Source organism: Trinickia camelliae, from assembly GCF_053525655.1.
The window spans coordinates 276,278-301,267 of sequence record NZ_JBCHAA010000006.1 but is presented as its reverse complement, the minus strand read 5'-3'; the positions used below and the strand labels follow the sequence as shown (position 1 = coordinate 301,267).

Below are 24,990 nucleotides of genomic sequence, written 5' to 3'. Positions count from 1 at the left end.
TTTTGCAGATGACTTCGATTATCAAGAACCGCTCGGTTGTCAGCGACGACTGGACCGTTGTGCGTGCAGCCGAAGATGGCGCGCTGCCCGGCGTGGACGCGCTGCCGGCCGGCAAGGTGCTCGTGCCGCTCGCCTTGTGGCAAGCCGCGCGCGACACGCTGGTCGCGACCAAGAGCAAGGCTGAGCTTGGCGTCTGGCTCGCCCCGGACAGCGAACCGGCCGACATCGTCGCCGATTTCGACAAAATCACGTTGATCGGCGTCGATTTCCCGGTGTTCCGCGACGGCCGCGGCTACAGCACGGCGTACTTGCTGCGCAAGCGCTACGGCTGGACGGGCGAGCTGCGCGCGATCGGCGACGTGGCGCGCGACCACCTGCACCACCTCGCGCGCTGCGGTTTCGACGCGTTCGCCGTGCGCGCCGACAAGGACATCCACGACGCGCTGCGAGCTTTCACGGAGTTTTCGGTGCTCTATCAGGGTGCTGTCGACGATCCGAATCCGCTGTTCCGCCGCCGTGCGGCTGCAGCGGCTGCGCAAAAGGCTTCCGCATGAGCACTGCGAATACGTCCGTCGTGATCGACGACGCACTCGCCGCGAAGATCGAGCGCTTGAACGCCCTGATCGATGCGATCGGCGCGCGTCACGCCAAGGTCAAGCTGGCGAGCAGCCTCGCGGCGGAAGACATGCTGCTCACGCATGCGATCCTGTCGCGCGGCGCCAAGATCGGCATCTTTTCGCTCAACACAGGACGTTTGCATGCCGATACCCTAGGCATGATCGATCGCGTGCGCGAGCGCTATGGCTACGAGATCGAACAATTCCACCCGCAGGCGGATGCAGTCGATCAATACGTCGCGGAGCACGGTCTGAACGCGTTCTACGAGAGCGTCGATCTGCGCAAGCGCTGCTGCGAGATCCGCAAGGTGGAGCCGCTCAACCGCGCGCTCGCTGACGTGGAAGCCTGGGTGACGGGCCAGCGCCGCGAACAATCGGTAACGCGAGCCGAGCTGCACGAGGAGGAAAAGGACGCTGCCCGTGAAATCGCCAAATACAATCCTTTGGCGGATTGGACCGAGGCGGACGTGTGGGCGTACTTGAAGGCGTTCGACGTGCCGGTCAATCCGCTGCATGCGCGCGGCTATCCGAGCATCGGCTGCGAGCCTTGTACGCGTGCAATCCGCCCCGGCGAAGACAGCCGGGCCGGCCGCTGGTGGTGGGAGTCGCGTGACACGAAGGAATGCGGCTTGCACATCACGACGATTCCGATCGTCCCAGCCGCCGAGAACGCAACCGCCCGATAAGCATCATCCGACGAATACTGCCGCAGCGCCGAGCCCGCCGGGCGACGCCGTTTGCGACGTGACGCTGAGAAGGACCCAGAACATGAGCACCACGCTCGAACCCACTACCGCCCCGCAACCGCTCTCCATCACGGGCAATCGGATGGATCACCTCGACTGGCTCGAAGCGGAATCGATCTACATCCTGCGCGAACTGGTCGCCGAATGCAGCAAGCCTGCGCTGCTGTTCTCGGGCGGCAAGGATTCGGTTGTCGTGCTGCATCTCGCGTTGAAGGCGTTCGGCCTCGGCGCGAACCGCAAGACTTCGCTGCCGTTCCCGCTCGTGCACATCGACACGGGCCACAACTACGGCGAAGTGATCGACTTTCGCGATCGCCGCGCGGCCGAGATCGGCGCTGAGCTGGTGGTCGGCCACGTCGAAGATTCGATCAAGCGCGGCACGGTGCGCCTGCGCCGCGAGACCGATTCGCGCAACGCCGCGCAAGCGGTCACGCTGCTCGAAACGATCGAAGCGCACGGCTACACCGCGATGATCGGCGGCGCGCGCCGCGACGAAGAAAAGGCCCGCGCGAAGGAGCGCATCTTCTCGTTCCGCGACGAATTCGGCCAATGGGACCCGAAGGCGCAGCGGCCCGAACTGTGGAGCCTCTATAACGCGCGTCTGCACAACGGCGAGCACCTGCGCGTGTTCCCGATCTCGAACTGGACCGAACTCGACGTGTGGCAGTACATCGCGCGCGAAGGGCTCGAATTGCCGTCGATCTACTACGCGCACCACCGCGAGATCGTGCGCCGCAATGGGCTGCTGGTGCCGGTGACGCCGCTCACGCCGATGCGCGAAGGCGAGACGAGCGAAACGGCGCTGGTGCGTTTCCGCACCGTCGGCGACATCAGCTGCACGTGCCCGGTCGAAAGCGACGCGGACGACGTCGAGAAGATCATCGCCGAGACGGCCGTGACCGAAATCACGGAGCGCGGCGCGACGCGGATGGACGATCAGACCTCCGAAGCCGCGATGGAACAGCGCAAGAAGCAAGGGTATTTCTAAGCACACGAACGAGGGCAGGACAATCATGAGCATTCATCAAACGGAAGACCTCGGCGTGTTGCGCTTCATCACCGCAGGCAGCGTCGACGACGGCAAGAGCACGCTGATCGGGCGCTTGCTGTACGACAGCAAGGCTGTGTTGTCGGATCAGTTGTCGGCGCTCTCGCGCGCCAAGAACAAGCGCACGGCCGGCGACGAAATCGACCTGTCGCTCTTGACCGACGGCCTCGAAGCCGAGCGCGAGCAAGGCATCACGATCGACGTCGCGTACCGCTACTTCGCCACCGCCAAGCGCAAGTTCATCATCGCCGATACGCCGGGCCACGAGCAGTACACGCGCAACATGGTGACGGGCGCGTCGACGGCGCACGCGGCGATCATCCTGGTCGACGCCACGCGCGTCACGTTCGAGAACGGCGCCGCCGTGCTGCTGCCGCAGACCAAGCGCCACAGCGCGATCGTCAAGCTGCTCGGCTTGCAGCACGTGATCGTCGCGATCAACAAGATGGACCTCGTCGAGTTCAGCGAAACGCGCTTCAACGAGATCCGCGATGCGTACGTCGAATTGGCGCGCCAGCTGGGTCTCACGGGCGTGCGCTTCGTGCCGGTGTCGGCATTGAAGGGCGACAACATCGTGGCGGCGAGCGAGCGCATGCCGTGGTACGCGGGCGAGCCGCTGCTCGACGTGCTCGAGGCGCTGCCGGTCGAGCCGGCCGCAAGCCACACGCTGCGCTTCCCGGTGCAGTGGGTCGCGCGCCAGGACGGCAGCCAGGCCGACGACTTCCGTGGCTACATGGGCCGCGTCGAAGCGGGTGAAGTGAAGGTGGGCGACACCATTGTCGTGCTGCCGGCCAACCGCGAAGCGACGGTCGAGGAAATCATCGCGCCGGTGCCGGGCGGCACTGCGCAAGTCGATCGCGCGTTCGCGGGCCAGACGGTGACGATTCGCCTGACGCAAGACGTCGACGTCTCGCGCGGCGATACCTTCGTGCTGCCCGAGCACGCGCCGCAACCGGCGAAGAAGCTCGACGCGGACCTCTGCTGGTTCGACGAGGAGCCGCTCTCGACGCAGCGCAAGTACCTGCTCAAGCAAACGACGACCACCGTGTTCGCGCGGATCGGCGCGATCAAGGAAGTGCTCGACGTGCATACGCTCTCGCACACGGGCGACGCGCACAACCTCAAGATGAACGACATCGGCCGCGTCGCGCTGACGCTGCAAAAGCCGATCGTCTGCGATGCGTACGACGCGCATCCGGGAACGGGCGCGTTCGTGCTGATCGACGAGGCGACGCACCATACCGTGGCGGCAGGCATGATTCGCGCGTATTCCGCGTGAAGCGAAGCGATCGATCGATTTGGCACACATTGGCAAACGTCGGCACAATTCGGGTTTAGACCGTAGACCAACGGGACGAATGCAAATGGGCAAGGTGTATCTGATCGGAGCGGGGCCGGGCGCGGCGGATCTCATTACCGTGCGCGGCGCGCGCCTTCTGGCGCAGGCGGAGGTGGTGCTGCACGACGCGCTGGTCGAGCCCGAGATGCTCGGCTACGCGCCGCACGCGCGCAAGATCGCGGTCGGCAAGCGCTGCGGCCAGCGTTCGACCGCGCAGCAATTCATCAACAAGCAGATCGTCGATGCCGCGCGCGAGCACGCGGTGGTGGTGCGCCTGAAGGGCGGCGACCCGATGCTGTTCGGCCGCGCGGACGAAGAGATGCGGGCGCTCGAAGAGGCCGGCATCGAATACGAAATCGTGCCGGGCATCACGGCGGCGCTCGCGAGCGCGGCGGCGCTCAAGCGGTCGCTCACGCTGCGCGGCGTGTCTCGCAGCGTGGCGCTCGCCACGCATAGTCGTGCGGCCGACTCCGAAGCGATTCGCGAGCAGGTGAACGCCGATTCGCTGGTCTTCTACATGGGCCGCGACAGTGCGCCCGATATCGCGCAGCAGCTGATCGACGCGGGCCGCGCGGGCTCGACGCCGGTCGCGATCGTCGAGGCGTGCAGCACGCCGCGCGAACGCACGCTGACGCTCACGCTCGAAGCGCTTGCGATGGGCGAGGCGCAGTTGTGGCTCGATCCGGCGCAGCCGAGCTTGCTGATGATAGGCGAGGCATTTGCCGAGCGCGCTAGTGCAAGTGCCGGCAAGAAGGAAGATGAGGGGCGTGCGGGGATGCTGCACGCGGCCTGAGCGAACGCTGTCATGAAGATCGGGTGATGTCTGCCGCAGCGCAACGGGCGGCAGACGCGCCTAGCCTGCGTTCCCCGCTTCCCGCAGGCAATACAGGACGATAGCGTCGAGTACGGCGTCGTCTTCACCCACCGCCACTGCGCAACGAATCTCCACCCCCGGATGTGCCGCCCGGCACACGTCGATCACGCTCGGCAGATCGCGCCGGACATGCCCTCCTTGACCGAAGAACACCGGCACGACCGTAATCTCGACGCAGCCGCCTGCAACCTGTTCGGCAATCGCCGTGGGCAAGTCCGGCGTCATCAGTTCGAGAAACGCAAGCGACACCGGCCCGGCCGTGGCTCCGCGCGCCGCGCGCAGCTTGCCAGCGAGTCGCTCGAACGGCTCGGCCCAGCGCGCATCGCGCGCGCCGTGGCCAAAGAGGATGATGCCGTGCGTATCGGTCATGCGAGCCTCACATCGTCGCCGGAGGAAGGCGCTAGTGCCGGTCCACCCACTTCAGGCCGACGAGTCCCAGCACGAGATAAATGAGTCCTGGCGTCGCCGCCGTAATCGGCGCGGGCCAGGTATTCAACGTGCCGATGTGCGAGAAGAGCGTGTTGAACAACTGGAAGCTCATGCCGAGCATGATGCCGCCGAACACCTTCACGCCGACCACGCCCGCGCGCGTATGGAGATACGCGAACGGCAGCGACAGCACCAGCATCACGAGCACCGCGAACGGGTAGAGAAGCTTCTTCCAGAGTGCGATGTCATAGCGCTGCGTATCCTGATGGTTCTCCGTCAAGTGCTGGATGTAGCGGAACAGATTGAACATCGACATCCGATCCGGCGACACCAGCAGCACCGACAGAATCTGCGGCGTCAGCTCGGAGCGCAGCGAGTACTCAGGCACGACGATCTGATTCGCGCGATAGACGGGATTGAGCGCATCGGCTGGCTTGCCGTTCGCCGGCGCGATATCGGTCAACTGCGTATCGGTCACGCCGGTGAGCAGCCAATGCCCCGGCGACTGATAGCGGCCCGTTTCTGCGATCCGCACGTTCGACAGCCGGAACTTCGAATCGAACTCGTAGATGCGCACATTACTGATCGTCGAATCGGGCATCAGCTTGCCGACGTTGACGAAGCGCGTGACCTGCTCGCCGTCCTCGCGCTTGGTGAGCGTGTCTTTCACCCAGACGCCCGATTCGAAGTTGGTCGACACCGCCGAGCCGAGCGCTTCGAGCCGCACGCGCTCGGAAAGCTGATCGGTGTAAGGGCCGACCACTTCACCGATGAAGTAGGTGACCGCGACGAGCGGAATGCCGATCTTCAAGAGCGAGCGCAGCGCCTGACCCGTCGAGAGCCCCGAGACGCGGAAGATCGTGTATTCCGAGTTCGCGGCCATCTGCGCGAATACGTAGATCGAGCTGATCAGCGCCGCGACCGGGATGATTTCGTAGAAGCGCGACGGCGTCTGCAAGCCGACGCGCAGCACCGCGTAACCGAACTTGTAGTTGCCCTGGCCGACCGTGTTCAGCTCGTTGATCAGGTCGAAGAAGAAGAACAGGCCCGAGAACGCGAACAGAATGAAGACGAACGCGAGATAGACCTGGCGCGCGAAGTACTTTTCGTAGATACGCATGCGTCAGGCCCCCTGCGAGCGCGTGAACATCGCACGCGAGATCAGCGGCCGGTTGCGCACGCGCAGCCAGAACAGGAACACGACGAGCAAGGCGATGACGATGTGCAGGCCGACGAGGCCGACGCCGAACGACATCCGGCCCTGCTCGATATACGACTGGACGATGTTGAGCAGGTTCGAGTACGTGAAGAAGATCAGGACGGCCATCACGAGGTTGATCGTGCGCCCGCGGCGCGGGTTCTGGTAGGCGAGCGGAATGCCCAGCAGCATCAGGTTGATCGCCATCAGCGGCAGACCCGTGCGCCACGAGAATTCGGCGAGCTTGTCGGGGTTCGGATGGTGGAACAGGGCGGGCGTGGACATGCCGCGCGTCGTCTGCTGATTCACGACGGGCGTGCTCGTGATCTTCACGCCGTAGCGCTCGAACTCCATGATCCGGAAATCGGGCTTGCCGGGCTCGCCGTCGTAGCGGCGGCCGTTGTCGAGCACGACGAAGCGGTCGCCGTTCTTCATCGTTTCCGTGTGGCCGCGGTTCGAGACGACCACGTTGACCTTGCCGTTCTCGGTGCTCGTCACGAAGACGTTCTCGACGCGGCTCTGGTCGGGCGACATCTTCTCGACGAAGAACACGCGATGGCTGGCGGGCGATTCGCGGAACTGGCCCGCCGCCAGCAGCGAGACTTCGTCGCGTTGCTGGAAGCGCTCGCGGATCAGCTTGCTCTGCGCGTTCGACCACGGCCAGCCGACGTAGGCGAAGAACGCGACGAGCAGGATGATCGGCGCGGAAAACGTCGCGATCGGCTTGATGAAGCGCGTGAGGCTGACGCCAGAGGCGAGCCAGACGACCATTTCGGAGTCGCGGTACCAGCGCGTGAGCACGAACAGGATCGAGACGAACAGCGTGACGACGAGCATCACGGCGAGATAGCCGATGATCTGCAGGCCGATCAGCACGACGACGTCCTTCGGATCGACCTCGCCGGACGCGGCGAAGCCGACGATGCGGATCATCAGCGTCGTCAGGAAGATGGTGAGCAGCACCATGAATACGGCGCCGGCCGTATACGCGAGTTCGCGCTGCAGGGAACGTTCGAAAATCATTCTTGAAGCAGAGAGGGCGGGGTGCCAGAGGTTGCAATAAAGGCGATTGGAACGCCTCGCCAACTTCCGTCGCGGGAAAAATAGCGGATAATTGCGGCTTTCATCCTAAGCCTAGATATTTTATCCGAGGACAAGCGCGATGGACTTTAGCATAAAAGCCTGTGATTGGACCAAGGGCACAACCAACGTGTTCCTGACCGGCAAATCCGACTGTATCGTGCTCGGCATCTTCGAGTCGCAGACCCTTTCGGGCGCGGCGCTCGAGATCGATACGGCGACCAAGGGCCTCGTCACGCGCATCATCAAGGCCGGCGACATGGACGGCAAGAGCGGTACCACGCTGTTTTTGCATGAGGTTTCCGGCATTGGCGCCTCGCGCGTCCTGCTGGTGGGCTTGGGCAAGCAGGATGCTTTCGGGCAGAAGGCTTACGGCGAGGCCGTGCGCGCCGCGTGGCGCGCGCTGCTCGGCACGAAGGTCGTCCAGGTCACGTTCACGCTCGCGCAACTGCCGGTGCAGGAGCGTTCGGCCGACTGGGCCGTGCGCACCGCGATCCTTGCGCTGCGCGGCGAGACCTATAAGTTCACCCAGATGAAGAGCAAGCCCGAGACGACGTCGCGGGCCTTGAAACGCATCATCTTCAGCATCGACACCGCCGACGAGAAGGCCGCCAAGGTCGCCGCGAAGCAAGGCACGGCGCTCGCGAACGGCATGGACCTGACGCGCGACCTCGGCAACCTGCCGGGCAACGTCTGCACGCCGACCTACCTCGCGAACACCGCGAAGAAGCTCGCGAAGGACTGGAAGCTCAAGGTCGAGGTGCTCGGCGAGAAGCAGCTCGAAGCGCTCAAGATGGGCTCGTTCCTGTCGGTGACGAAAGGCTCGGTCGAGCCGGCGCAGTTCATCGTGCTGCAGTACCAGGGCGGCGCGGCGAAGGCGGCTCCGGTGGTGTTGGTCGGCAAGGGCATCACGTTCGACACCGGCGGCATTTCGCTCAAGCCCGGCGAGGGCATGGACGAGATGAAGTACGACATGTGCGGCGCGGGCTCGGTGCTCGGCACCATGCGCGCGGTCGCGGAAATGGGCCTGAAGATCAACGTCGTCGCGCTCATTCCGACCTGCGAAAACATGCCCAACGGCAACGCGACCAAGCCGGGCGATATCGTCACGAGCATGGCCGGTCTCACGATCGAAGTGCTCAACACCGACGCCGAAGGCCGCCTGATCCTGTGCGACGCGCTGACCTACGCCGAGCGATTCAAGCCGGCCGCCGTGATCGACATCGCCACGCTGACGGGCGCCTGCATCATTGCGCTCGGCCACCACAACAGCGCGTTGTACTCGAAGGACGACGCGCTCGCGGGCGAATTGCTCGACGCGTCGCGCGAGGCTTCCGACCCGGCATGGCGCATGCCGCTCGACGAGGAATACCACGAGCAGCTGAAGTCGAATTTCGCGGATCTCGCGAACATCGGCGGCCGTCCGGCGGGCAGCGTGACGGCGGCGTGCTTCCTGTCGCGCTTCACCGAAGCGTACCCGTGGGCGCACCTCGACATCGCCGGCACGGCGTGGAAGAGCGGCGCAGCGAAGGGCGCGACGGGGCGTCCGGTGCCGCTGCTCGCGCAGTTCCTGATCGACCGCGCCGCGCAATGATCGACCGCAGTACTGTATGACGCGGATCGACTTTCATACGAATGTCGGCGACTCGCTGCTGTACGCGTGCCGGCTGGCCCGCAAGGCTTACCAGGCCGGCCAGCCGCTCGTGGTGCTCGCCGAGCCCGCGCGCCTGCGCGCGTTCGACGAGCGTCTGTGGACTTTCTCGCCGCTCGACTTCATCCCTCACTGCATGGCGGACAACGCGCTCGCTAAAGAGACGCCCGTCGTGCTGACGAGCGACCTCGAGCGCGCGCCGCATCATCAGATCCTGCTGAACCTCGGCGCGACGGTGCCCGCGCAGTTCGCGCGTTTCGAACGCTTGATCGAAGTGATCGGCAACGCACAAGACGAACTCGTTGCCGGCCGCGAGCGCTATCGTTTCTATCGCGACCGCGGGTATGCTTTGAACAACTATAAGCAAGGCGCTTGACGCGCGAATCGTCTGCTTTTTCGTTCGCTTCGCTTAGGACGAGACGCGGCACAACGATTGCTGCATCTCCCGTCAGCGCAATCATCGACGGAGTTCACCCGTGCCCGATCCCAACGACGACAACGCGTTTCCCGTGCTGACCGACGTGCTCGTGCCCGGTAAGCCGGAGCCGAAGCCGGCTGAAGAGAAAAAAGTACCGGCGCAGAGCGGGGAGCCGCTTCCTGACGACGCATCGATTCCGACGCTCAGCGAGGTGCTGACGCCAGGTCTCGGGGGACATGTTCGTAGCGGGGCGCCGCGGCCGAAGGAGCCTGCTGCCGAGTCGGGCGCGAGCGCGCCGGCGGCCGTGGAGAAACCGGCGCCGGCCGCTACGCCGGAGGTTGATGACTCGTTTCCCGTCTTGACCGACGTGGTCGCGTCCGGCATTGCCGACTGGGCCGCAAGCGTGGCGCAATCCGATTCGGACGAAGTGGCGGGCAGACACGCTGCGGCGACGCACGAAAGCGCGCCATCGGCTTCGACCGAGCCCGCTCAGCACGAGACGGCAGCGCACGAGGCTGCAGCAGCGCACGCGAGCGCCGCTGAGCACGACGCCGACAAGCCGCGCATAGAACCGGACGCGAGCGCATCGCATGTCGCGCCCGAAGTCCCCGCAAATCCGCCGACGGTGCCCGCTACCGCCGATGAGAAAGAGAAACTAGCGCCTTCGGACGAAGCCCACTCGCATCACCACACGCGACGCAGCAGCCATCACGCCAAGTCGCAGACGCAGCCCGAGGAGGCGCAGGGCGAGCACGGGCAGACCGAAACGCATCGCGCGAATTCGCACGCGCAACACGCTTCTACGGATGAGCAACATGCGGAAACGCCTGCTCACCATCGCGCCAAGCCACACCGCGCGGCGGCTCATTCGAAGGCCCGTCATCCAGACGATGCGCATGACGGCGCCGTCGCGGCGTTGGACGCCGATCTGATCGCGGCGCGCCTGCGCGGACGTTTTGCGAGCTATCTGATGGGCGAGGGGCGCGGCTTCATCGAAGCGCGCTGCCGTGATGCGCTGCAGGACCACACCAATTGGCTCGTGAACCAGGTCACGCGCGAAGTGGCGTTGGCGCTCGAAGTGGAAGTGGCCGGCTGGGTCCGCGAAGCGGTGCAGGAAGCGCTCGCGAAGCACGCCGATAACGCTTCTTGAGCTTAATTCGGCGCGTTTATTTCAGCGTTCTTATTTCAGTGTCAGTACCCAGGCGGCGAGCGCGTGCGCGTCATCCGGGGTCAGTTGTGTGTTCGCGGGCATCGGCACGCGTCCCCAGACGCCTGAGCTGCCCTCGCTGATCTTGCGGACGAGATAGGCGACGGCATCGGGGCGCGACGCGTATTTCGCCGCGACGTCGTGGAAGGCCGGACCCATCAGCGGCCGCTTTTCCGCGTGGCAGCTCATGCAATTGCTCTGCTGAGCGAGTGCCAGCCCCGGCGCGGAATCGGCATGCGCGGGGCCGCCGAGCGCCAGGGAGGCAGCCGCGGCGAATGCCACGGCACAACACTTCAATCGTTTCATTCTGGTCTCCGTCGGCTGCTTGGCTCGACTTGTGGTCCGACGCATTATAGACAGAGCGCGTCGTTCGCTTATTGCGCTATCGCAGCCGATCAGAGACCTCTTCAGACACCCTCAACCCGTCACCGCACCCTTGTTCGCCGGGCGCGCCAGTGCCGCGTATTTCGCCAGCACGCCGGTCGTGTATCGCGGCGCCGGCTGCTTCCAGGCGGCGCGGCGGCGCTCGAGCTCGGCATCGTCGATATTCAATTGCAGCAGCAGCTTGTGCGCGTCGATGGTGATCGAGTCGCCTTCCTGCACGAGACCGATCATGCCGCCGACGAACGCCTCCGGCGCGACGTGCCCGACCACCATGCCCCAGGTGCCGCCCGAAAAACGCCCGTCGGTGATGAGGCCGACCGATTCGCCGAGCCCCTTGCCGATCAGCGCCGACGTGGGCGCGAGCATTTCCGGCATACCGGGGCCGCCTTGCGGGCCGAGGTAGCGCAGCACGAGCACGTCGCCTGCGTTGATCTTGTCGTCGAGGATCGCCTGCAGCGCGCTTTGCTCGTCGTCGAACACGCGCGCCGGGCCGGTGATCGCCGGGTTCTTGAGTCCCGTGATCTTCGCGACCGCGCCTTCCGGCGCGAGATTGCCCTTGAGGATCGCGAGGTGGCCTTCCTTGTAGAGCGCCTTGTCGATCGGGAAAATCACTTGCTGGTCCGCGCGCGGCTTGCTCGGCACGTCCTTGAGCTCTTCCGCGAGCGTCTTGCCGGTGATCGTGACGCAGTCGCCGTGCAGGAGGCCCGCGTCGAGCAGGATCTTCATCACTTGCGGGATGCCGCCGGCCTTGTGCAGATCGGTCGCGACGTAGTCGCCCGAAGGCTTCAGGTTGCAGATCACCGGCACTTTCTTGCGCATGCGCTCGAAATCGTCGATCGACCATTCGACTTCGGCAGCGTGCGCGATCGCGAGGTAGTGCAGCACGGCATTGGTCGAGCCGCCCGTCGCCATGATGACGGCCACGGCGTTCTCGATCGATTGCTTCGTGATGATGTCGCGCGGCTTCAAGTCCTTCTTCACCGCTTCGACCAGAACGCGCGCCGATTCGGCGGCCGAGCCGACTTTCTCGTCGTCCGGGTTCGCCATCGTCGACGAATACAGGAGCGACATGCCGAGCGCCTCGAACGACGAGCTCATCGTGTTCGCGGTGTACATGCCGCCGCACGAGCCCGTGGTCGGGCACGCGTTCTTCTCGACCCCTTCGAAATCCTCTTGCGTCATGCGCCCGGCCGTGAATTCGCCGACGGCCTCGAATGACGACACGATCGTCAGATCCTTGCCCTTCCAATTGCCCGGCTTGATCGTGCCGCCGTACACGTAGATGCCCGGCACGTTGATGCGCGCGAGCGCGATCATGCCGCCCGGCATGTTCTTGTCGCAGCCGCCGATCACGACCACGCCGTCCATCCACTGGCCTTGCACGCACGTCTCGATGCAGTCGGCGATCACTTCGCGTGACACGAGCGAGTACTTCATGCCTTCGGTGCCCATCGACATGCCGTCCGAGATCGTCGGCGTGCCGAAGATCTGCGGATTCGCATCGGCGCCTTTGACCGCGGCGACCGCCGCGTCGGCCAGGCGCTGCAGACCGGCGTTGCAGGGCGTGATGGTCGAGTGGCCGTTGGCGATGCCGATCATCGGCTTGTCGAAGTCTTCCTTCTGGTAGCCGAGCGCGTAGAACATCGAGCGGTTGGGCGAGCGCGCGACGCCCTGTGTGACGTTTTTCGAGCGACGGTTGTAAGGCATGGGGGACTCCGGTGGGTGTTGGTCCGGTGTTTCTGGGGTGGCGCTCGAACGAGCGCTCAAGGTGTGCCGGCAAAGAATGCGATTTCTCTTGGCGAGTGTCCAATATATTATTGATCGCCTATTAGGTCGAAATGCATATCAGAGGATGGGCTACTCGTGACACCGGATCTGCGCCAGTTGCGCTACTTCGTGGCGGTCGCCGAGGAACGGCACTTCGGGCGGGCTGCGGCGCGGCTCTCAATGACGCAGCCGCCTCTTTCGCAAGCGATTCGCGCGCTCGAGGAGACGCTCGGCGTCGAGCTTTTCGCGCGCACGAAGCGCTCGGTCGAGCTGACCGCGGTCGGCGCCGATTTGCTGCCCGAGGTCCGCCGGCTGCTCGCGAGCGCCGACGGCTTGAGGCCGCTCGCGCAAAGTCTCGCGCGCGGCGAAGCGGGCGTGCTGTCGCTCGCGTTCGTTTCCACGGCCGATTACGGGCTGCTGCCCAACCTCTTGCGCGATTTCGGCACGCGCTATTCGCGCGTGCGGCTGCAACTCGCCGAGGCGACGAGCGACGTGCAGATCGAGGAGTTGGTGGCGGGCCGCATCGATGCCGGCCTCGTGATTTCGCCGCTGCCGCCGCGCCACGCGGCGCAGCTCTCCTATCTGCCGATCGCGCGCGAACCGCTCGTGATCGCGATGTCGACCGAAGCCGCCGAGCAGGCAGGCTGCCGCCGCGATCGCGGACAGCTCGCCGATTGGGCCGACGAGCCGGTGAGCCTCGCCGCGCTCGCCGACGCACCGCTCGTGATTTTCCCGCGCCGTCTCGCGCCGGGCTTCTACGACATCATCATGGATTGCTACGACGCGGCCAAACTCACGCCGCGCATCGGGCAGGAGGCCATCCAGATGCAGACGATCGTCAGTTTGGTCTCGGCGGGGATGGGTGTCGCGCTGGTGCCGCAATCGTTGCGTAACCTGCGTCGCACCGGGGTGGTGTACCGGCCGCTCGTGGGCGCGGTGCCGGTCGTCGAGACGGGGCTCGCGTGGCGCACAGCCGAGGTGAGCCCCGTATTGGCCGGCTTCATCGACATCGTGCGCGCCCAGGCGGCGGCCGTCGTCGACGAGGCGGGCGAGCGGGGCGGGGCAAAGCGGCGCGCCCGCTCGCGCTAGCGGGCCAGTGCAGGGCTAGTGCGGGGCCTGCGACTTAGTTGGTGCGACTGCTGAATCCCGCTTCCAATTCGCCCGGAGCCTTCGAGATCACGGTCTCGTCGTCGGCGCCGACATGTTCGAACAGCGTGATGCACGCGAACTCGGGCACGACCGCGATCGGATAGGTCGGACCTTCGTCGCGGAACGTGTGCATCTGATCGATGAAGTCGTTCTGAAACAGAATGGTCTTCTCCGGCGTTTTGGTGATCCACTGCGGGAAGAAGATCGTGCCATGCAGACGACGCTTGCCCGGCATGATGTCGACGCACACGGTCGTGCCGGTCGGCTCGGCCCACGAGACTTTGTACGCGTCGTCATCGAGCTGAACGATATCGGCCTTCTGGCCCTTGACCCAGCGGCCGCCGACCATGCCGCTGTGAATGCGGTAGTCGATCGTGGTCGCGTTTTTCACGTACATCTCGTACTGCCAGCCGTTCGCATACGTATAGATGAAGCGATGCCCGACGATGCCGGAGAGGTCTTGCGGCGGAACCGGATGGTCCACGGTGGTTTTGAAGCTGCTGTTTTTCGTGTTGTTGGTCATTTTGATTTCTCCCATCCACAAATCAGTTGTGGCGAATTGAGTATGTCATATAACTATTTTTCGTGACGCGAACTGCGCATGGCTCCGCTGTGTCTGGCTGTGCCGGTGATGTAAGCCTTTTATGACATCATTACGGGCGTCCTAGCTCGATATCTCTCTGATCCACACCGATTCATGTTCATCCACCCCAATTTCGATCCCATTGCGATTCATCTCGGTCCGCTCGCCGTGCGTTGGTACGGCCTCATGTATCTGGTGGCGTTCATCATGGCGATCGTCGTCGGCCGCCTGCGGTTGCGTCTGCCGCATGTCGCCGCGCAAGGCTGGACCCCGAAGGACATCGACGACATGCTGTTCTACGGCGTGCTCGGCACCATTCTCGGCGGCCGTCTCGGCTACGTCCTGTTCTACAAGGCGAGCTATTACTTCGCGAATCCGCTCGACATCTTCAAAGTCTGGGAAGGGGGCATGTCGTTTCACGGCGGTTTTCTCGGCGTGACGTTCGCGATGATCCTGTTCGCGTATCAGCGCAAGCGCACGTGGCTGCAGGTGACCGACTTCGTCGCGCCGATGGTGCCGACGGGGCTCGCCGCAGGGCGTCTTGGCAACTTCATCAACGGCGAGTTGTGGGGGCGAGTGACCTCGCCGGATGCGCCCTGGGCGATGATGTTCCCCACTGCGGCGAACGAAGACGCCGGGTGGCTCGCGACGCATCCGCAACTCGCGGCGAAATGGAATCTGGCCGATGTGTACGCGCACTATCACATGCTGCCGCGCCATCCGTCGGAGCTGTATGAGATCGCGCTCGAAGGCGTCGCACTCTTTCTCGTGCTGTGGTTCTTCACCCGCAGGCCGCGCCCGGTCGGAGCGGCGTCGGCGGTATTCCTGATCGGCTATGGTCTCGCGCGCTTTACGGTCGAATTCGCGCGCGAGCCGGACGATTTCCTCGGTCTGCTGGCGATGGGCTTGTCGATGGGGCAGTGGCTGTCGCTGCCGATGATCATCGCGGGCGTGGGCTTGCTCGTGTGGTCGTATCGGCGTGCGCGGCGCGTGCAGTCGCAGACGGTCAACGCGAATTGATGCGCGCAATGAGGTGTGGAGCGATCCGCGTCTGAATGCGAAAACGCCGGCATATGCCGGCGTTTTTCTTTGGCTACGAGCGCGGACTGTTTCGCGTGCGCTTAGCGCGTCATCTGCACGGAGCCCGAGACGTTGACGGTGACCGTCGTCGTGCCGCCTTCGATCGGAACCGGCGCGGACGACTTCGCGTTGGCGCCCATCGGCGCCGCCATGGCCATCATCACCGGCCGCGGCGAGATGCCGTTGCGGCCGACGTTGACGTCGCGAATCGTATAGCCGGTGTAGCCGAACGCTTGCGCGGCCGCGGTCGCTTGCTGACGGAACGACGCGATCGCCTGGCCGCTCAACTTTTCTTCCGCCGCGCGCTGGGCTTCCGGCGACAGCGAGAATGAGACGTTGCCCACTTGCATGTTCGCGCTCATCTGACCCGCGAGCTTCGAGGCTGCGGCGAAATCGCGCGATTCGAGCACGACCTCGGTGCGGCCGCGCCATGCGGAGATGCGGCCGTCACGGTCGGTCGACGGATAGATCGAGAACGAGCCGGTGCGCGCCGTCACGCCGGACACGCCTTTTGCTTGCTTCAACGCGGCGTCGGCGCGCTGGTTCAGTGCGTCGGTGAGCGAGGCCGGGTCTTTCGCTTCCTGCTCGTAGAAGAGCGTGATGTTGACGACGTCCTGGGGTACCTCGGCACTGGCTTGCGCCGAGAGCGACAGCACGCCGGACGGCTGGTTTTGCATGACGACCGTGTCGGCCTGCGCGGCAGGCGCGAGCGAGAGCGCGACTGGCAATGCAAAAGCGGCAGCGGCGAGCGCGACGGCGGTTTTCCTTTTCATGGTGTGACTCCTTCAATATGGCACAACGCTTGCGAGCCCATTAGTCGGGCCCATCGCTGCCTTAGTTCCCTAATTGGAATGTGCGCTCGACGCGGCCGCCGCGCATTACGCGAGCCGCTTCGTGATGAAGCGCCATTCGGCGTCAGTCACCGGCGTGATCGACAGACGATTGCCTTTGGCGAGCACGCGCATGTCGGCGAGTTCGGCATGTTCGCGCAGGGCCGCGAGCGAAATCAACGGGGTCTTCTTGACGAACCGCACATCGACGAGCATCCAGCGCGGGGTTTCCTGCGTCGACTTCGGATCGAAGTAGTCGCTCTTCTTGTCGAATTGCGTCGGGTCGGGGTAGGCGGTGGAGACGACTTCGGCGAGGCCGGCGATACCGGGCTCCGGGCAGCTCGAGTGATAGAACAGCACGCCGTCGCCGATTTGCATCGTGTCGCGCATGAAGTTGCGTGCCTGATAGTTGCGCACGCCGGTCCACGGCAGCGTTTGATTGGGGGCGTTGGCGAGATCGTCGATGCTTGCTTCGTCCGGTTCGGACTTCATCAGCCAGTAGCGCATGGTATCGCCCTTGTTTTTACGGCCCCAAATGAAAACGGCATCGGAGGATATCCGATGCCGTTGAATAGGTCCCCGCCTTAGCCGCTAGGCCGGCATCCTGAACCTGAGGTTCAGAATTGGTCGCAGTTAGCAGCACTTCGGGTACATCAGACAGAGTGACGCGCACACCCGTGCTACAAATTTCCGCAACCGTGCACATGGCATTGGTTCAAGGAATATATGACCTTGGCGAACCAGGCAGGGAAGCTGCTAAAACTATTTGCTATTCAGCGCTGCTTTAACGACAACTCGCGAAAGGTCTTCGCACAATCATTAAAACGTTTGCCGAATGGCGACTGGCGTTGCCGCCAGTTTATGCTCGAAACTTTATTGGAAGCACCGCCTGGTTGGCAAGCGTTTTGATTCATTTGCTTGCGATGGCACACGCTGTTGCATTTGCCACTGACGGTACTGCGGTTACTGCATTCCGTGCTGCTCGATGACTGCGTTGAGCTGCTCGTTCATCTGGTGCATTGTACGCCGGATTTCCTCGGCGGGAAACGCTTCCCCGTGACGAATGCTCTCTTGCAGCTTAAGCAATTCCGATGCGAGCGAGAGCGCTGCCATCACGGCGATGCGGTCCTGACCGCGTACGGAACTGTGCGTGCGGATCTTCGTCATTTCCGAGTCGACGCGCGCCACCGCTTCGAGCAGCGCGGCTTCGGTTTCGGGCGAGCACGCAAGGCGATAGGGTTGGCCAAGAATCGAGACTTCGATCTGCTTGGTCGTCATGCGTTTTCTCCGTGTCGGTTGGATTCGCCGTGTTCTTCATCCTCCTGCTGCGAGGAGGCGAGGAGATCGAGCTGACTTTCCGGTTCGTATGACGCCTTCGCGCGCGGCAGCTTTTCCAGAATGGCGTTCAAGCGCACCTGGGCGTCGTCGATCTTGGCGGACAGCGCATCGCGTTCCGCTTGCAGCGTGTTGCGCTCTTCGCGCAGCAGTGCAAGCTCGGCACGGGCCACTTCGTTTTCGGCGCGCAATTGCGCGAGTTGTTCTTCAAGCGCGTGACGGGCCTGCAGATGGCGCTCATTGATCGCGACCAGCCGGCCTATATTCTGTGACAGTGTTTCGAGTTCGTTGAGCATGTGCTGCGTCCTCTAAAGACCCCGCATTTTAGCGCGGATTAAAGGCGTTTCCGATAATTGTCTCGTTTCTAGACGTAACAGCATCGCTTCTTGCCGCCAAAACGCGTTCGAGCGTCATCGCGAGCTGCTTTTTGCGGCGCAATCGTCGCATAGAAAACCCCTGCAAAATACGGGTTTGATCATTCTTGACGCTTCCTGGGCCCGCTCCTACACTTGCCGGCCGCGCGCGGCACTTCACGTTTCGGAAACCAGTGGACGAAGACAACAATACCGACCTTGTGCAGCGACGAGCCGTGTCACAGCGCGTGAGCGTCGTGCGATGAGCCGCGCTGCGCTCGTGTCTGCGCATGGCATGACTGCGAGGCGCGCGGCCGCGATCTGGCTCGTGCTGGGCGCGCTCGCGCTCGCGGTGTTCGTCGCCTCGCTCGGGTTCGGCAGCGTCGCCGTTTCGCCGCAGCGCGTGCTGTCGGCGTTGCTGCATCTTCCTGGCGATGAGAGCGACGTGGCGGGCGAAATCGTGCGTACGCTGCGCCTGCCGCGCGCGCTGGCGGGCTTCGCATGCGGCGCGCTGCTCGCCATGGCGGGCGCTCTGCTGCAAGTGTTGCTGCGCAATCCGCTCGCGGAACCCTACGTGCTCGGCGTCTCGGGCGGCGCGGCGACGTTCGCCGTGATCGCGATGATGGCGGGCTTGGCGTGGTGGTGGGTCGATGCCGCGTCGTTCGCGGGGGCGTTCGTGTCGATCCTGCTCGTTCTCGGTCTGGCGCGCCGCGAATTGTGGCGCGGCGAACCGCAGGATGCGTCGCCGCGTTTGCTGTTGACGGGCGCCGTGATCGCGGCGGGGTGGTACGCATGTATCACGCTGCTGCTGTCGCTCGCGCCCGAGAGTCATTTGCGCGGCATCCTCTTCTGGCTCACCGGCGACTTGAACGGCGTCGGCACGGCATGGCCCGCGTTGGCTGCGCTCGCCGTCGCGCTCGTCGCGATCGTGCCGGTCGCGCCCCAGCTCAATGTGCTGTTGCGCGGCGATTCGGCGGCGCAGGCGCTCGGCGTTCCGGTCGTGCGATTGCGCTTGCGCGTGTATCTGGTCGCTTCGCTCGCGGCCGCGGCGGCGGTGACCACCGCCGGCACGATCGGCTTCGTCGGGCTCGTCGTGCCGCACGCGTTGCGGCTTTCATGCGGCAACGATCAGCGCATGCTGTTGCCCGCGTCGGCGCTTGCGGGCGGAGTCGCCGTGATGGGCGCCGACCTCGTCGCGCGCACCGTGGTCGCGCCGGCGCAATTGCCGGTGGGCGTCATCACGGTGCTGATCGGCGTACCGGTATTTCTGTGGATGCTCTTGGCGAGGCCGCGATAACGATGTGCGCTGCGCCGACTCCAACTTCCCGTATCGATGTTGCCGGCCGCACGCCGCAATTGTCGGCGCAGCGTCTGACGCTGCGCGCAGGTTCGCGCACGCTGCTCGAAGATTTCACGCACACGTTCTATCCCGGCGAGATCTGGTGCATAGCCGGCCCGAACGGCGCGGGCAAGACGACGTTGATTTCGACGCTCGCGGGTTTGATGAAGAGCGCGCACGGGCACGTCGAAATGGACGGTGTGCGCCTCGCGGACTGGCCGGGCGTCAAGCTCGCCCAACGTCGCGCGCTGATGCCGCAAAGCATTCGCGATGCGTTCAGTGCACGCGTGCTCGATATCGTGCTGCTCAACCGCTTTCCGCATCTGACGGGCTGGGGCTGGGAGCGCGACGAAGATCGCGCGGCGGCGCAGGCCGCGCTCGACGCGCTCGGCCTCGCGCCTCTCGCCTCGCGCGACGTGCTGTCGTTGTCGGGCGGCGAGCGGCAGCGTGTGGCGCTCGCCGCCGCGCTGTGCCAGGACGCGCCGCTCTTGCTGCTCGACGAACCGCTCGCGCATCTGGACCTGCATCATCAGATCGATTGCTTCGAGACGCTCGCGCATTGGGCGACGGGGACGCATGCCGCGCCGCGCACGGTCATATTGTCGTGTCACGATCTGAATCTGGCGCGCCGCTTCGCGACGCATGCGCTGCTGATGGACGGCAACGGCGCGGCGCATGCGGGCCCGGTGCGTGATGTGTTGACGCCCGCGCTCGCGAGCCGTGCGTTCGGCTATCCGCTCGTGTTGATCGAAGACGCGGGGCACGAGGCGCTGGTGCCGGCGTTGAGGGCCGGGCCGGCGAGCGCGTCGAAACCTTTGTAAGGCGCAGTGCGCGTGGCGCATGCGGTTTTACCGAATTAACAGGCTGTGCAACTCCAGGTATGGTGGCCGCAGCGTGATAGCAGGCCGCATGGGCGCGCGTGATATGGGCTGTATAGCAATGCGCAGCGCTACGCCGGCCAGATTCGAATTTATCCAGACATGACCATGAATGCTTCAATCCCGCTTCCCATCGTCGAGCCGCTCGACCTCGCATTGCGCGCCGAGCTGCAACACATCATCGACAACAAGACGAAGCCGCCCGGCAGCCTCGGCTTGCTCGAGACGCTTGCGCGACAGATCGGTCTGATCCAGCAGACGACGCGTCCGAGCGTCGAGCGTCCCGTGATGATCGTGTTCGCGGGCGATCACGGCATCGCGCATGAAGGCGTGAGTCCGTTTCCGCAGGCCGTCACCGCGCAAATGGTGGCGAACTTTCTCGCGGGCGGAGCAGCGATCAACGTGTTCAGCCGCCTCGCCGGGCTCACGCTCGAAGTCGTCAATGCCGGCGTCGCGACGCCGCTGCCCGATGCGCCGAACCTCGTGAACATTCCGATCGCTCGCGGCACGCGCAACTTCGCGCACGAGCGCGCGATGACGCTCGACCAAGTCCGTGCCGCGCTCGCGGCGGGAGCGGCGCGCGTGCGTCATCACGCGGCGCTCGGCACCAACGTCATCGGTTTCGGCGAGATGGGGATCGCGAACACGTCCTCGGCGGCGTGCTTGATGAGCAGGCTGTGCGGCGCGCCGATCGACGAATGCGTCGGGCGCGGCACCGGGCTCGACAACTCGGGGCTCGCGAAGAAGCGCAACGTGCTGGCTTCGGCGCTGGCCTTCCATCCGGCGAGCAGCGATCCGCTCGACGTGCTCGCCACGTTCGGCGGCTTCGAGATCGCAATGATGACGGGTGCGTACCTCGCCGCGGCCGAAGCGAAGATGACGATCCTCGTCGACGGTTTCATCGCGACGGCGGCGCTCGTCGTCGCTGATTCGCTCGAGCCCGCGGTGCGCCAGTACTGCGTGTTCGCGCATGCGTCGAACGAAGCGGGGCATCGCCGCATGCTCGATCATTTCGGCGCGAAGACGCTGCTCGCGCTCGATATGCGGCTCGGCGAAGGCACGGGCGCGGCGCTCGCGTTGCCGGTCGTGCGCGCGGCCGTCGCGTTCCTCACCGAGATGGCGAGCTTCGAATCGGCGGGCGTCGCGAACCGCGATGCATGATGGCGCGCGATGAAAGCGTCGAGCGGCGAGGGGAGGCACGGCCCGCGAAGTTGCCCGATACGCTGCCCGAGAAGCCGCCGGTGAGTCTGCTCGCCGAAGTCCGCTATTTCTTCACGGCGCTCGGCTATTTCACGCGCGTTCCGGTGCCGCGCTGGGTCGGCTTCGAGGCGAGCTATCTGAGCGCGTCGGCACGCTACTTTCCGCTCGTCGGCGTGCTCGTGGGCGGCTTGGGCGCGTTGACGTATCTCGCCGCGCTGCGGGTGTTTCCGGTTGGGATCGCGGTGCTGCTCTCGATGGCGGCGACGCTCGCCGTCACCGGCGCCTTTCACGAAGACGGTCTCGCGGATTCCTGCGACGCGTTCGGCGGCGGCTATACGCGCGAGGACGTGCTGCGCATCATGCACGACTCGCGCATTGGCTCGTTCGGCGCGATCGCGCTCGTCATTGCGCTCGCGCTGAAGTGGCAAGCGCTCGCCGCGTTGCCGCCGATGCGCGCAGCCTGGCTGATGATCGCCGCGCACGCGGCGAGCCGCGTAACGGCAGTCAGCTATCTCGTGACGCTCGACTACGTGAGGCCCGAAGGAAAGGCGAAACCTGTCGCGCAGCGCATGTCACCACTCGCCTTTGCGTTCGCGGCGGTGTTCGGCCTGCCGTGGCTCTTTTGGCCCGACTGGCGTGCGGGCTGCGCGGCGCTTGCCGTGCTCATCGTGTTGCGTGTGCTGCTCGGCCGCTACTTCGTACGGCGCATCGGCGGCTATACGGGCGACTGTCTTGGCTGCGCGCAGCAGATCTTCGAAATCGCGATCTACCTGGTCATGCTCGGATGGATCTCATCCTGATTCGTCATCCGGCCTCCGCGATCGATGCGGGCGTGTGCTACGGCAGGACCGACGTGCCGCTCGCGGGCGACGCGCCGGCATTGGCCGATGCGCTCGCCGCGCGCCTCGAGAAGCTGGAGGCGCCGCGTCCGCTTGCGTTGTGGTCGAGTCCGTTGACGCGCTGCGTGAGCATCGCCGCGGTATTGGGGCAACGCTTCGGTTGTGCGCATATGCTCGACGCCCGCTTGCAGGAAATCGACTTCGGCGCCTGGGAAAGCATGCGCTGGGACGACATCGACCGCGCGGAACTCGACGAATGGGCGGGCAATCTGCAGCACGCGCGCGTGCACGGCGGCGAGAGCGTCGCGCAATTCGAGGCGCGCGTGCGTGCGTGGTTCGATGCGTGCGTCGATGAGCGCTTCGCATCGTTCACGTCGGCGGAGCGCGCAGCGTGCCATGTCGTGACGCATGCGGGCGTGATGCGCGTGATCGCATCGTTCGCGTTGCGCGTGCCGCTCGAGCAGTGCCTGCAATGGGCGCTCGATATGGCCGCCATCGTCTGGCTGCGGCGCGATTCCGTGTCGGGCGAGTGGGCGCTCGTGCGTTGGAACGTCTAGCGTCTGTTGGCGCCAATAAGCGACGTTTCTTGAATCGGATGCACGCTGTTATCGATCGCGTGTCTTTAATGTCTTAGCGCGCAGCGTTCTGCGGCCGCCGCGAGCGAGCCAATTCCAAGTCTTCGCAAAGCTGCGCGGCGCCTTGCGCGATGCGCGGCGCGGGCCGGTTGATGAGGTCGCCGTCGATGGCAAACAGGTTGTTGCGCTCGACCGCCGTCAAGCGTGGCCACTTGCGCCATTTATCGAGGCTCGGCAGCGGCTTGTCGGGAACGGTTGCGCCGGCGCTTGCCGTCACGATCGCGTCCGGGTTCGCGGCCAGTACCGCTTCCGTCGACACCGTCGGCACGAGGGGGCCAAGCTGCGCGAACACGTTGCGTCCGCCGCATAGTTTGATCACGTCGCTCACCATGTGCTCGCCGTTGAGCGTCATCAGCGGCTCGTCCCAGACCTGATAGAACACGCTGACCGTGGGCCGCGCGGCGTAGCGCGCTTGCAGTCGCGCGATATCCGCGCGATACGCGCCGGCCGCCGCGTTCGCGACTGGCGATGTGCCCAGCAATGCGCCGAGCTTCACGAGATTCGTCGCGACGTCGTCGAGCTTGTGCGGCTCGCTGACGAACATCGGCACGTGCAGATCGCGCAATTTGTCGAGTTGCTGTTGCGCGTTGCCGTGCCGCCAGACGACGATCAAGTCCGGCTTCAACGCGACGATGCGTTCGAGGTCGAGCGACTTGTTGTCGCCGATGCGCGGGATGTTCTTGGCCTCGGGCGGGTAGTCGCTGTACGACACCGCGCCGACCACCTTGGCGCCGCCGCCCGCCGCGTAGATCAGCTCGGTGACGTGCGGCGCGAGGCTGATCACGCGTTCGGCGGGCGCCGCCAGGGTGACGGTGGCGCCGGCGTCGTCGGTCGCGGTGATCGCTGCGTGCGCATGCGATGCGAACGTTAGCGCGGTCAGTGCGATTGCGAACGCGAACAGCAGTGGTTTGGCCGCGCGGCAGCAGGAAGCAAAACGGATCATGAAGCGGGTTTCGTATTCTCGATTTCAGCGACGCATTCGCGCAACGCAAGAGCGAGGCGCGTCCATTCGGCTTCGTTCGCGGGCAGGCCGAAGCGCACGCTCGACGGCGCCGCGAAATAGCGTGTCCAGATGCCGCGTCGCGCAAGCGTTTCATGCAACGCTTGAGCGCGCGAATCGGCGGTCCAGGCGAAGAGCGGCGTCGCGTGCACGATAAATCGTTGTTCGCGCAACAAATCGGCGAGACGGACGCTATCGTCGGCGAGCCGAGAGCGCATGGCTTGCTGCCAATCGCGATCGGCGAAGGCGGCCATCACGGCATGCCGGGCGGGTCCGCTGACCGTCCACGCGCCGAGCATGTCGCGCAGTTTGTCGAGCAACGTAGGCTCGGCGAGCACGAACCCCGCGCGCACGCCGGCAAGGCCGAAGAATTTGCCGACTGAACGCAGCACGACGAGGCCGCGCCGATGTGCATGGGATGCCAGCGAATCACCCGGCGTCGCATCCGCGAACGCTTCGTCGACGATCAGCGTGCCGCCGCGCGCAGCAAGCTGCGTGTGCCAATCGAGCAGTTGCGCCGCGCTCAAGCGTTCTGCCGTCGGGTTATTCGGATTCGCGACGATGACATGTGTGAGGTCGGCAGGCAGCGTCGCGCAACCGATATCGAGCGGCGTGACGCGATGGCCGTTGCGCTCGAACGCCGGCGCGTACTCGCCATACGTGAGCGGCGCGACCCCGACGCTCGCGTGCGGCAGCAACGCGGGCAGGGCGCGAATCGCGGCTTGACTGCCGGCAACGGGAAGTACGTTGTTAAACGCGAATGACCCGTCGATAAGCGCCTCGTTCGCCCCGTAATAACGCGCCGCGCACTCGGCGAGCGCATCGCCTTCATCGGGCAACCGCCGCCACGCATCGGCGGGCACCGGTGGCACCGGATAGCCATGCGGATTGATGCCCGTCGACAAGTCGAGCCACGTATCGTACGCAATGCCGTAACGGCGCGCGGCCTCGTGCAGATTGCCGCCGTGGACGATCGCGCGCGGCGCGCGTGGTGTGTCGAGGTCAGCCATG

At 64.9% G+C, this 24,990-nt stretch carries 27 protein-coding genes and 1 other RNA gene; 15 read left to right on the top strand and 13 right to left on the bottom strand.

Features of this window, described 5'->3' with window-relative positions; all coding sequences use genetic code 11:
* The first annotated feature begins 8 nt into the window (after positions 1 to 8).
* The 5 genes from AAHK20_RS13250 (at position 9) to cobA (ending at position 4,543) form a co-directional block, all read left to right on the top strand.
* Positions 9 to 554, top strand: coding sequence for a DUF934 domain-containing protein (locus AAHK20_RS13250; protein WP_449181906.1), 546 nt, complete (start codon positions 9 to 11; stop codon positions 552 to 554).
* On the top strand, positions 551 to 1,303 hold the full coding sequence (locus AAHK20_RS13245) for a phosphoadenylyl-sulfate reductase (protein WP_449181905.1): 753 nt from the start codon (positions 551 to 553) through the stop codon (positions 1,301 to 1,303). Before AAHK20_RS13250 ends, AAHK20_RS13245 begins: the two co-directional genes overlap by 4 nt.
* Before the next feature lie 82 nt (positions 1,304 to 1,385).
* On the top strand, positions 1,386 to 2,351 hold the full coding sequence (gene cysD / locus AAHK20_RS13240; protein WP_449181904.1) for a sulfate adenylyltransferase subunit CysD: 966 nt from the start codon (positions 1,386 to 1,388) through the stop codon (positions 2,349 to 2,351).
* A 22-nt stretch (positions 2,352 to 2,373) separates the two neighbouring features.
* On the top strand, positions 2,374 to 3,690 hold the full coding sequence (locus AAHK20_RS13235) for a sulfate adenylyltransferase subunit 1 (protein WP_449181951.1): 1,317 nt from the start codon (positions 2,374 to 2,376) through the stop codon (positions 3,688 to 3,690).
* A gap of 85 nt (positions 3,691 to 3,775) precedes the next feature.
* The gene (cobA, locus tag AAHK20_RS13230) at positions 3,776 to 4,543 is read left to right on the top strand and encodes a uroporphyrinogen-III C-methyltransferase (RefSeq protein WP_449181903.1); all 768 of its coding nucleotides are present in this window, start codon (positions 3,776 to 3,778) and stop codon (positions 4,541 to 4,543) included.
* A 60-nt stretch (positions 4,544 to 4,603) separates the two neighbouring features.
* Here the strand turns inward: cobA and AAHK20_RS13225 are convergent, their stop codons facing one another.
* The 3 genes from AAHK20_RS13225 to lptF are packed head-to-tail and all read right to left on the bottom strand — an operon-like array spanning position 4,604 to position 7,274.
* On the bottom strand, positions 4,604 to 4,993 hold the full coding sequence (locus AAHK20_RS13225; protein ID WP_449181902.1) for a sirohydrochlorin chelatase: 390 nt from the start codon (positions 4,991 to 4,993) through the stop codon (positions 4,604 to 4,606).
* A 31-nt stretch (positions 4,994 to 5,024) separates the two neighbouring features.
* Positions 5,025 to 6,173 carry an LPS export ABC transporter permease LptG gene (lptG, locus tag AAHK20_RS13220; protein ID WP_449181901.1) on the bottom strand — a complete coding sequence of 383 codons (1,149 nt, stop codon included), beginning with the start codon at positions 6,171 to 6,173 and terminating at the stop codon, positions 5,025 to 5,027.
* Between the two features lie 3 nt (positions 6,174 to 6,176).
* Positions 6,177 to 7,274 (bottom strand): LPS export ABC transporter permease LptF, encoded by a 1,098-nt coding sequence (lptF, locus tag AAHK20_RS13215; protein WP_449181900.1) that lies wholly within the window; start codon positions 7,272 to 7,274, stop codon positions 6,177 to 6,179.
* Between the two features lie 139 nt (positions 7,275 to 7,413).
* Here lptF and AAHK20_RS13210 point away from each other — a divergent pair, with 139 nt between their 5' ends.
* The 3 genes from AAHK20_RS13210 to AAHK20_RS13200 all read left to right on the top strand — a co-directional run bounded on the left by AAHK20_RS13210 (position 7,414) and on the right by AAHK20_RS13200 (position 10,550).
* On the top strand, positions 7,414 to 8,925 hold the full coding sequence (locus AAHK20_RS13210) for a leucyl aminopeptidase (protein ID WP_449181899.1): 1,512 nt from the start codon (positions 7,414 to 7,416) through the stop codon (positions 8,923 to 8,925).
* Between the two features lie 16 nt (positions 8,926 to 8,941).
* Positions 8,942 to 9,358, top strand: a complete 417-nt coding sequence (locus AAHK20_RS13205; protein ID WP_449181898.1) for a DNA polymerase III subunit chi — start codon at positions 8,942 to 8,944, stop codon at positions 9,356 to 9,358.
* Between the two features lie 100 nt (positions 9,359 to 9,458).
* On the top strand, positions 9,459 to 10,550 hold the full coding sequence (locus AAHK20_RS13200; protein ID WP_449181897.1) for a DUF2486 family protein: 1,092 nt from the start codon (positions 9,459 to 9,461) through the stop codon (positions 10,548 to 10,550).
* 30 nt (positions 10,551 to 10,580) lie between these two features.
* On the opposite strand, the gene AAHK20_RS13195 is transcribed toward AAHK20_RS13200, so the two are convergent.
* Positions 10,581 to 10,913 (bottom strand): c-type cytochrome, encoded by a 333-nt coding sequence (locus AAHK20_RS13195; RefSeq protein ID WP_449181896.1) that lies wholly within the window; start codon positions 10,911 to 10,913, stop codon positions 10,581 to 10,583.
* Between the two features lie 111 nt (positions 10,914 to 11,024).
* A complete protein-coding gene (ilvD, locus tag AAHK20_RS13190) occupies positions 11,025 to 12,698 on the bottom strand; it encodes a dihydroxy-acid dehydratase (protein WP_449181895.1) in 1,674 nt (557 codons plus the stop codon).
* Positions 12,699 to 12,854: 156 nt separating this feature from the next.
* Between ilvD and AAHK20_RS13185 the strand changes: the two genes are divergently transcribed.
* Positions 12,855 to 13,847 carry a LysR family transcriptional regulator gene (locus AAHK20_RS13185; protein ID WP_449181894.1) on the top strand — a complete coding sequence of 331 codons (993 nt, stop codon included), beginning with the start codon at positions 12,855 to 12,857 and terminating at the stop codon, positions 13,845 to 13,847.
* Positions 13,848 to 13,881: 34 nt separating this feature from the next.
* Here the strand turns inward: AAHK20_RS13185 and AAHK20_RS13180 are convergent, their stop codons facing one another.
* Complete coding sequence (locus AAHK20_RS13180; protein WP_449181893.1) at positions 13,882 to 14,430, bottom strand: phenolic acid decarboxylase; 549 nt, start codon at positions 14,428 to 14,430, stop codon at positions 13,882 to 13,884.
* Positions 14,431 to 14,604: 174 nt separating this feature from the next.
* Here AAHK20_RS13180 and lgt point away from each other — a divergent pair, with 174 nt between their 5' ends.
* The gene (gene lgt, locus AAHK20_RS13175) at positions 14,605 to 15,510 is read left to right on the top strand and encodes a prolipoprotein diacylglyceryl transferase (protein WP_449181892.1); all 906 of its coding nucleotides are present in this window, start codon (positions 14,605 to 14,607) and stop codon (positions 15,508 to 15,510) included.
* A gap of 101 nt (positions 15,511 to 15,611) precedes the next feature.
* Here the strand turns inward: lgt and AAHK20_RS13170 are convergent, their stop codons facing one another.
* The 5 genes from AAHK20_RS13170 to AAHK20_RS13150 form a co-directional block, all read right to left on the bottom strand.
* Entirely contained in the window at positions 15,612 to 16,343 is a 732-nt protein-coding gene (locus AAHK20_RS13170) for an SIMPL domain-containing protein (RefSeq protein WP_449181891.1), read from the bottom strand.
* A gap of 105 nt (positions 16,344 to 16,448) precedes the next feature.
* Positions 16,449 to 16,907: an EVE domain-containing protein gene (locus AAHK20_RS13165; RefSeq protein ID WP_449181890.1), complete on the bottom strand. Its 459-nt coding sequence runs from the start codon at positions 16,905 to 16,907 to the stop codon at positions 16,449 to 16,451.
* Positions 16,908 to 16,972: 65 nt separating this feature from the next.
* A non-coding RNA gene (ssrS, locus tag AAHK20_RS13160) (6S RNA) lies at positions 16,973 to 17,154 on the bottom strand.
* Between the two features lie 209 nt (positions 17,155 to 17,363).
* Positions 17,364 to 17,678 carry a cell division protein ZapA gene (locus tag AAHK20_RS13155; RefSeq protein ID WP_449181889.1) on the bottom strand — a complete coding sequence of 105 codons (315 nt, stop codon included), beginning with the start codon at positions 17,676 to 17,678 and terminating at the stop codon, positions 17,364 to 17,366.
* Positions 17,675 to 18,031 carry an ATPase gene (locus AAHK20_RS13150; RefSeq protein ID WP_449181888.1) on the bottom strand — a complete coding sequence of 119 codons (357 nt, stop codon included), beginning with the start codon at positions 18,029 to 18,031 and terminating at the stop codon, positions 17,675 to 17,677. Before AAHK20_RS13150 ends, AAHK20_RS13155 begins: the two co-directional genes overlap by 4 nt.
* A gap of 352 nt (positions 18,032 to 18,383) precedes the next feature.
* Here AAHK20_RS13150 and AAHK20_RS13145 point away from each other — a divergent pair, with 352 nt between their 5' ends.
* The 5 genes from AAHK20_RS13145 (at position 18,384) to cobC (ending at position 22,901) form a co-directional block, all read left to right on the top strand.
* On the top strand, positions 18,384 to 19,385 hold the full coding sequence (locus tag AAHK20_RS13145) for a FecCD family ABC transporter permease (protein WP_449181887.1): 1,002 nt from the start codon (positions 18,384 to 18,386) through the stop codon (positions 19,383 to 19,385).
* Complete coding sequence (locus AAHK20_RS13140) at positions 19,382 to 20,248, top strand: ABC transporter ATP-binding protein (RefSeq protein WP_449181950.1); 867 nt, start codon at positions 19,382 to 19,384, stop codon at positions 20,246 to 20,248. Before AAHK20_RS13145 ends, AAHK20_RS13140 begins: the two co-directional genes overlap by 4 nt.
* Before the next feature lie 165 nt (positions 20,249 to 20,413).
* Positions 20,414 to 21,466, top strand: a complete 1,053-nt coding sequence (gene cobT, locus AAHK20_RS13135) for a nicotinate-nucleotide--dimethylbenzimidazole phosphoribosyltransferase (protein ID WP_449181886.1) — start codon at positions 20,414 to 20,416, stop codon at positions 21,464 to 21,466.
* An 80-nt stretch (positions 21,467 to 21,546) separates the two neighbouring features.
* On the top strand, positions 21,547 to 22,305 hold the full coding sequence (locus tag AAHK20_RS13130; RefSeq protein WP_449181949.1) for an adenosylcobinamide-GDP ribazoletransferase: 759 nt from the start codon (positions 21,547 to 21,549) through the stop codon (positions 22,303 to 22,305).
* Positions 22,290 to 22,901, top strand: a complete 612-nt coding sequence (gene cobC / locus AAHK20_RS13125) for an alpha-ribazole phosphatase family protein (RefSeq protein ID WP_449181885.1) — start codon at positions 22,290 to 22,292, stop codon at positions 22,899 to 22,901. The genes AAHK20_RS13130 and cobC overlap by 16 nt, the downstream gene beginning before the upstream one ends.
* A 73-nt stretch (positions 22,902 to 22,974) precedes the next feature.
* Here cobC and AAHK20_RS13120 read toward each other — a convergent pair whose 3' ends face one another.
* Positions 22,975 to 23,922, bottom strand: a complete 948-nt coding sequence (locus tag AAHK20_RS13120) for a cobalamin-binding protein (RefSeq protein ID WP_449181884.1) — start codon at positions 23,920 to 23,922, stop codon at positions 22,975 to 22,977.
* Positions 23,919 to 24,989 (bottom strand): threonine-phosphate decarboxylase CobD, encoded by a 1,071-nt coding sequence (gene cobD / locus AAHK20_RS13115; protein ID WP_449181883.1) that lies wholly within the window; start codon positions 24,987 to 24,989, stop codon positions 23,919 to 23,921. The genes AAHK20_RS13120 and cobD overlap by 4 nt, the downstream gene beginning before the upstream one ends.
* Position 24,990: the final 1 nt, after the last annotated feature.

Excerpts from the sequence above, each read along its gene's own strand:
- AAHK20_RS13250 (WP_449181906.1), top strand. The coding sequence starts at position 9 with ATGACTTCGATTATCAAGAACCGCTCGGTTGTCAGCGACGACTGGACC.
- AAHK20_RS13245 (WP_449181905.1), top strand. The coding sequence starts at position 551 with ATGAGCACTGCGAATACGTCCGTCGTGATCGACGACGCACTCGCCGCG.
- cysD (WP_449181904.1), top strand. The coding sequence starts at position 1,386 with ATGAGCACCACGCTCGAACCCACTACCGCCCCGCAACCGCTCTCCATC.
- cobA (WP_449181903.1), top strand. The coding sequence starts at position 3,776 with ATGGGCAAGGTGTATCTGATCGGAGCGGGGCCGGGCGCGGCGGATCTC.
- AAHK20_RS13225 (WP_449181902.1), bottom strand. The coding sequence starts at position 4,993 with ATGACCGATACGCACGGCATCATCCTCTTTGGCCACGGCGCGCGCGAT.
- lptG (WP_449181901.1), bottom strand. The coding sequence starts at position 6,173 with ATGCGTATCTACGAAAAGTACTTCGCGCGCCAGGTCTATCTCGCGTTC.
- lptF (WP_449181900.1), bottom strand. The coding sequence starts at position 7,274 with ATGATTTTCGAACGTTCCCTGCAGCGCGAACTCGCGTATACGGCCGGC.
- AAHK20_RS13210 (WP_449181899.1), top strand. The coding sequence starts at position 7,414 with ATGGACTTTAGCATAAAAGCCTGTGATTGGACCAAGGGCACAACCAAC.
- AAHK20_RS13205 (WP_449181898.1), top strand. The coding sequence starts at position 8,942 with ATGACGCGGATCGACTTTCATACGAATGTCGGCGACTCGCTGCTGTAC.
- AAHK20_RS13195 (WP_449181896.1), bottom strand. The coding sequence starts at position 10,913 with ATGAAACGATTGAAGTGTTGTGCCGTGGCATTCGCCGCGGCTGCCTCC.
- ilvD (WP_449181895.1), bottom strand. The coding sequence starts at position 12,698 with ATGCCTTACAACCGTCGCTCGAAAAACGTCACACAGGGCGTCGCGCGC.
- AAHK20_RS13180 (WP_449181893.1), bottom strand. The coding sequence starts at position 14,430 with ATGACCAACAACACGAAAAACAGCAGCTTCAAAACCACCGTGGACCAT.
- lgt (WP_449181892.1), top strand. The coding sequence starts at position 14,605 with ATGTTCATCCACCCCAATTTCGATCCCATTGCGATTCATCTCGGTCCG.
- AAHK20_RS13170 (WP_449181891.1), bottom strand. The coding sequence starts at position 16,343 with ATGAAAAGGAAAACCGCCGTCGCGCTCGCCGCTGCCGCTTTTGCATTG.
- AAHK20_RS13165 (WP_449181890.1), bottom strand. The coding sequence starts at position 16,907 with ATGCGCTACTGGCTGATGAAGTCCGAACCGGACGAAGCAAGCATCGAC.
- AAHK20_RS13155 (WP_449181889.1), bottom strand. The coding sequence starts at position 17,678 with ATGACGACCAAGCAGATCGAAGTCTCGATTCTTGGCCAACCCTATCGC.
- AAHK20_RS13150 (WP_449181888.1), bottom strand. The coding sequence starts at position 18,031 with ATGCTCAACGAACTCGAAACACTGTCACAGAATATAGGCCGGCTGGTC.
- AAHK20_RS13145 (WP_449181887.1), top strand. The coding sequence starts at position 18,384 with ATGACTGCGAGGCGCGCGGCCGCGATCTGGCTCGTGCTGGGCGCGCTC.
- cobT (WP_449181886.1), top strand. The coding sequence starts at position 20,414 with ATGAATGCTTCAATCCCGCTTCCCATCGTCGAGCCGCTCGACCTCGCA.
- cobC (WP_449181885.1), top strand. The coding sequence starts at position 22,290 with ATGGATCTCATCCTGATTCGTCATCCGGCCTCCGCGATCGATGCGGGC.
- AAHK20_RS13120 (WP_449181884.1), bottom strand. The coding sequence starts at position 23,922 with ATGATCCGTTTTGCTTCCTGCTGCCGCGCGGCCAAACCACTGCTGTTC.
- cobD (WP_449181883.1), bottom strand. The coding sequence starts at position 24,989 with ATGGCTGACCTCGACACACCACGCGCGCCGCGCGCGATCGTCCACGGC.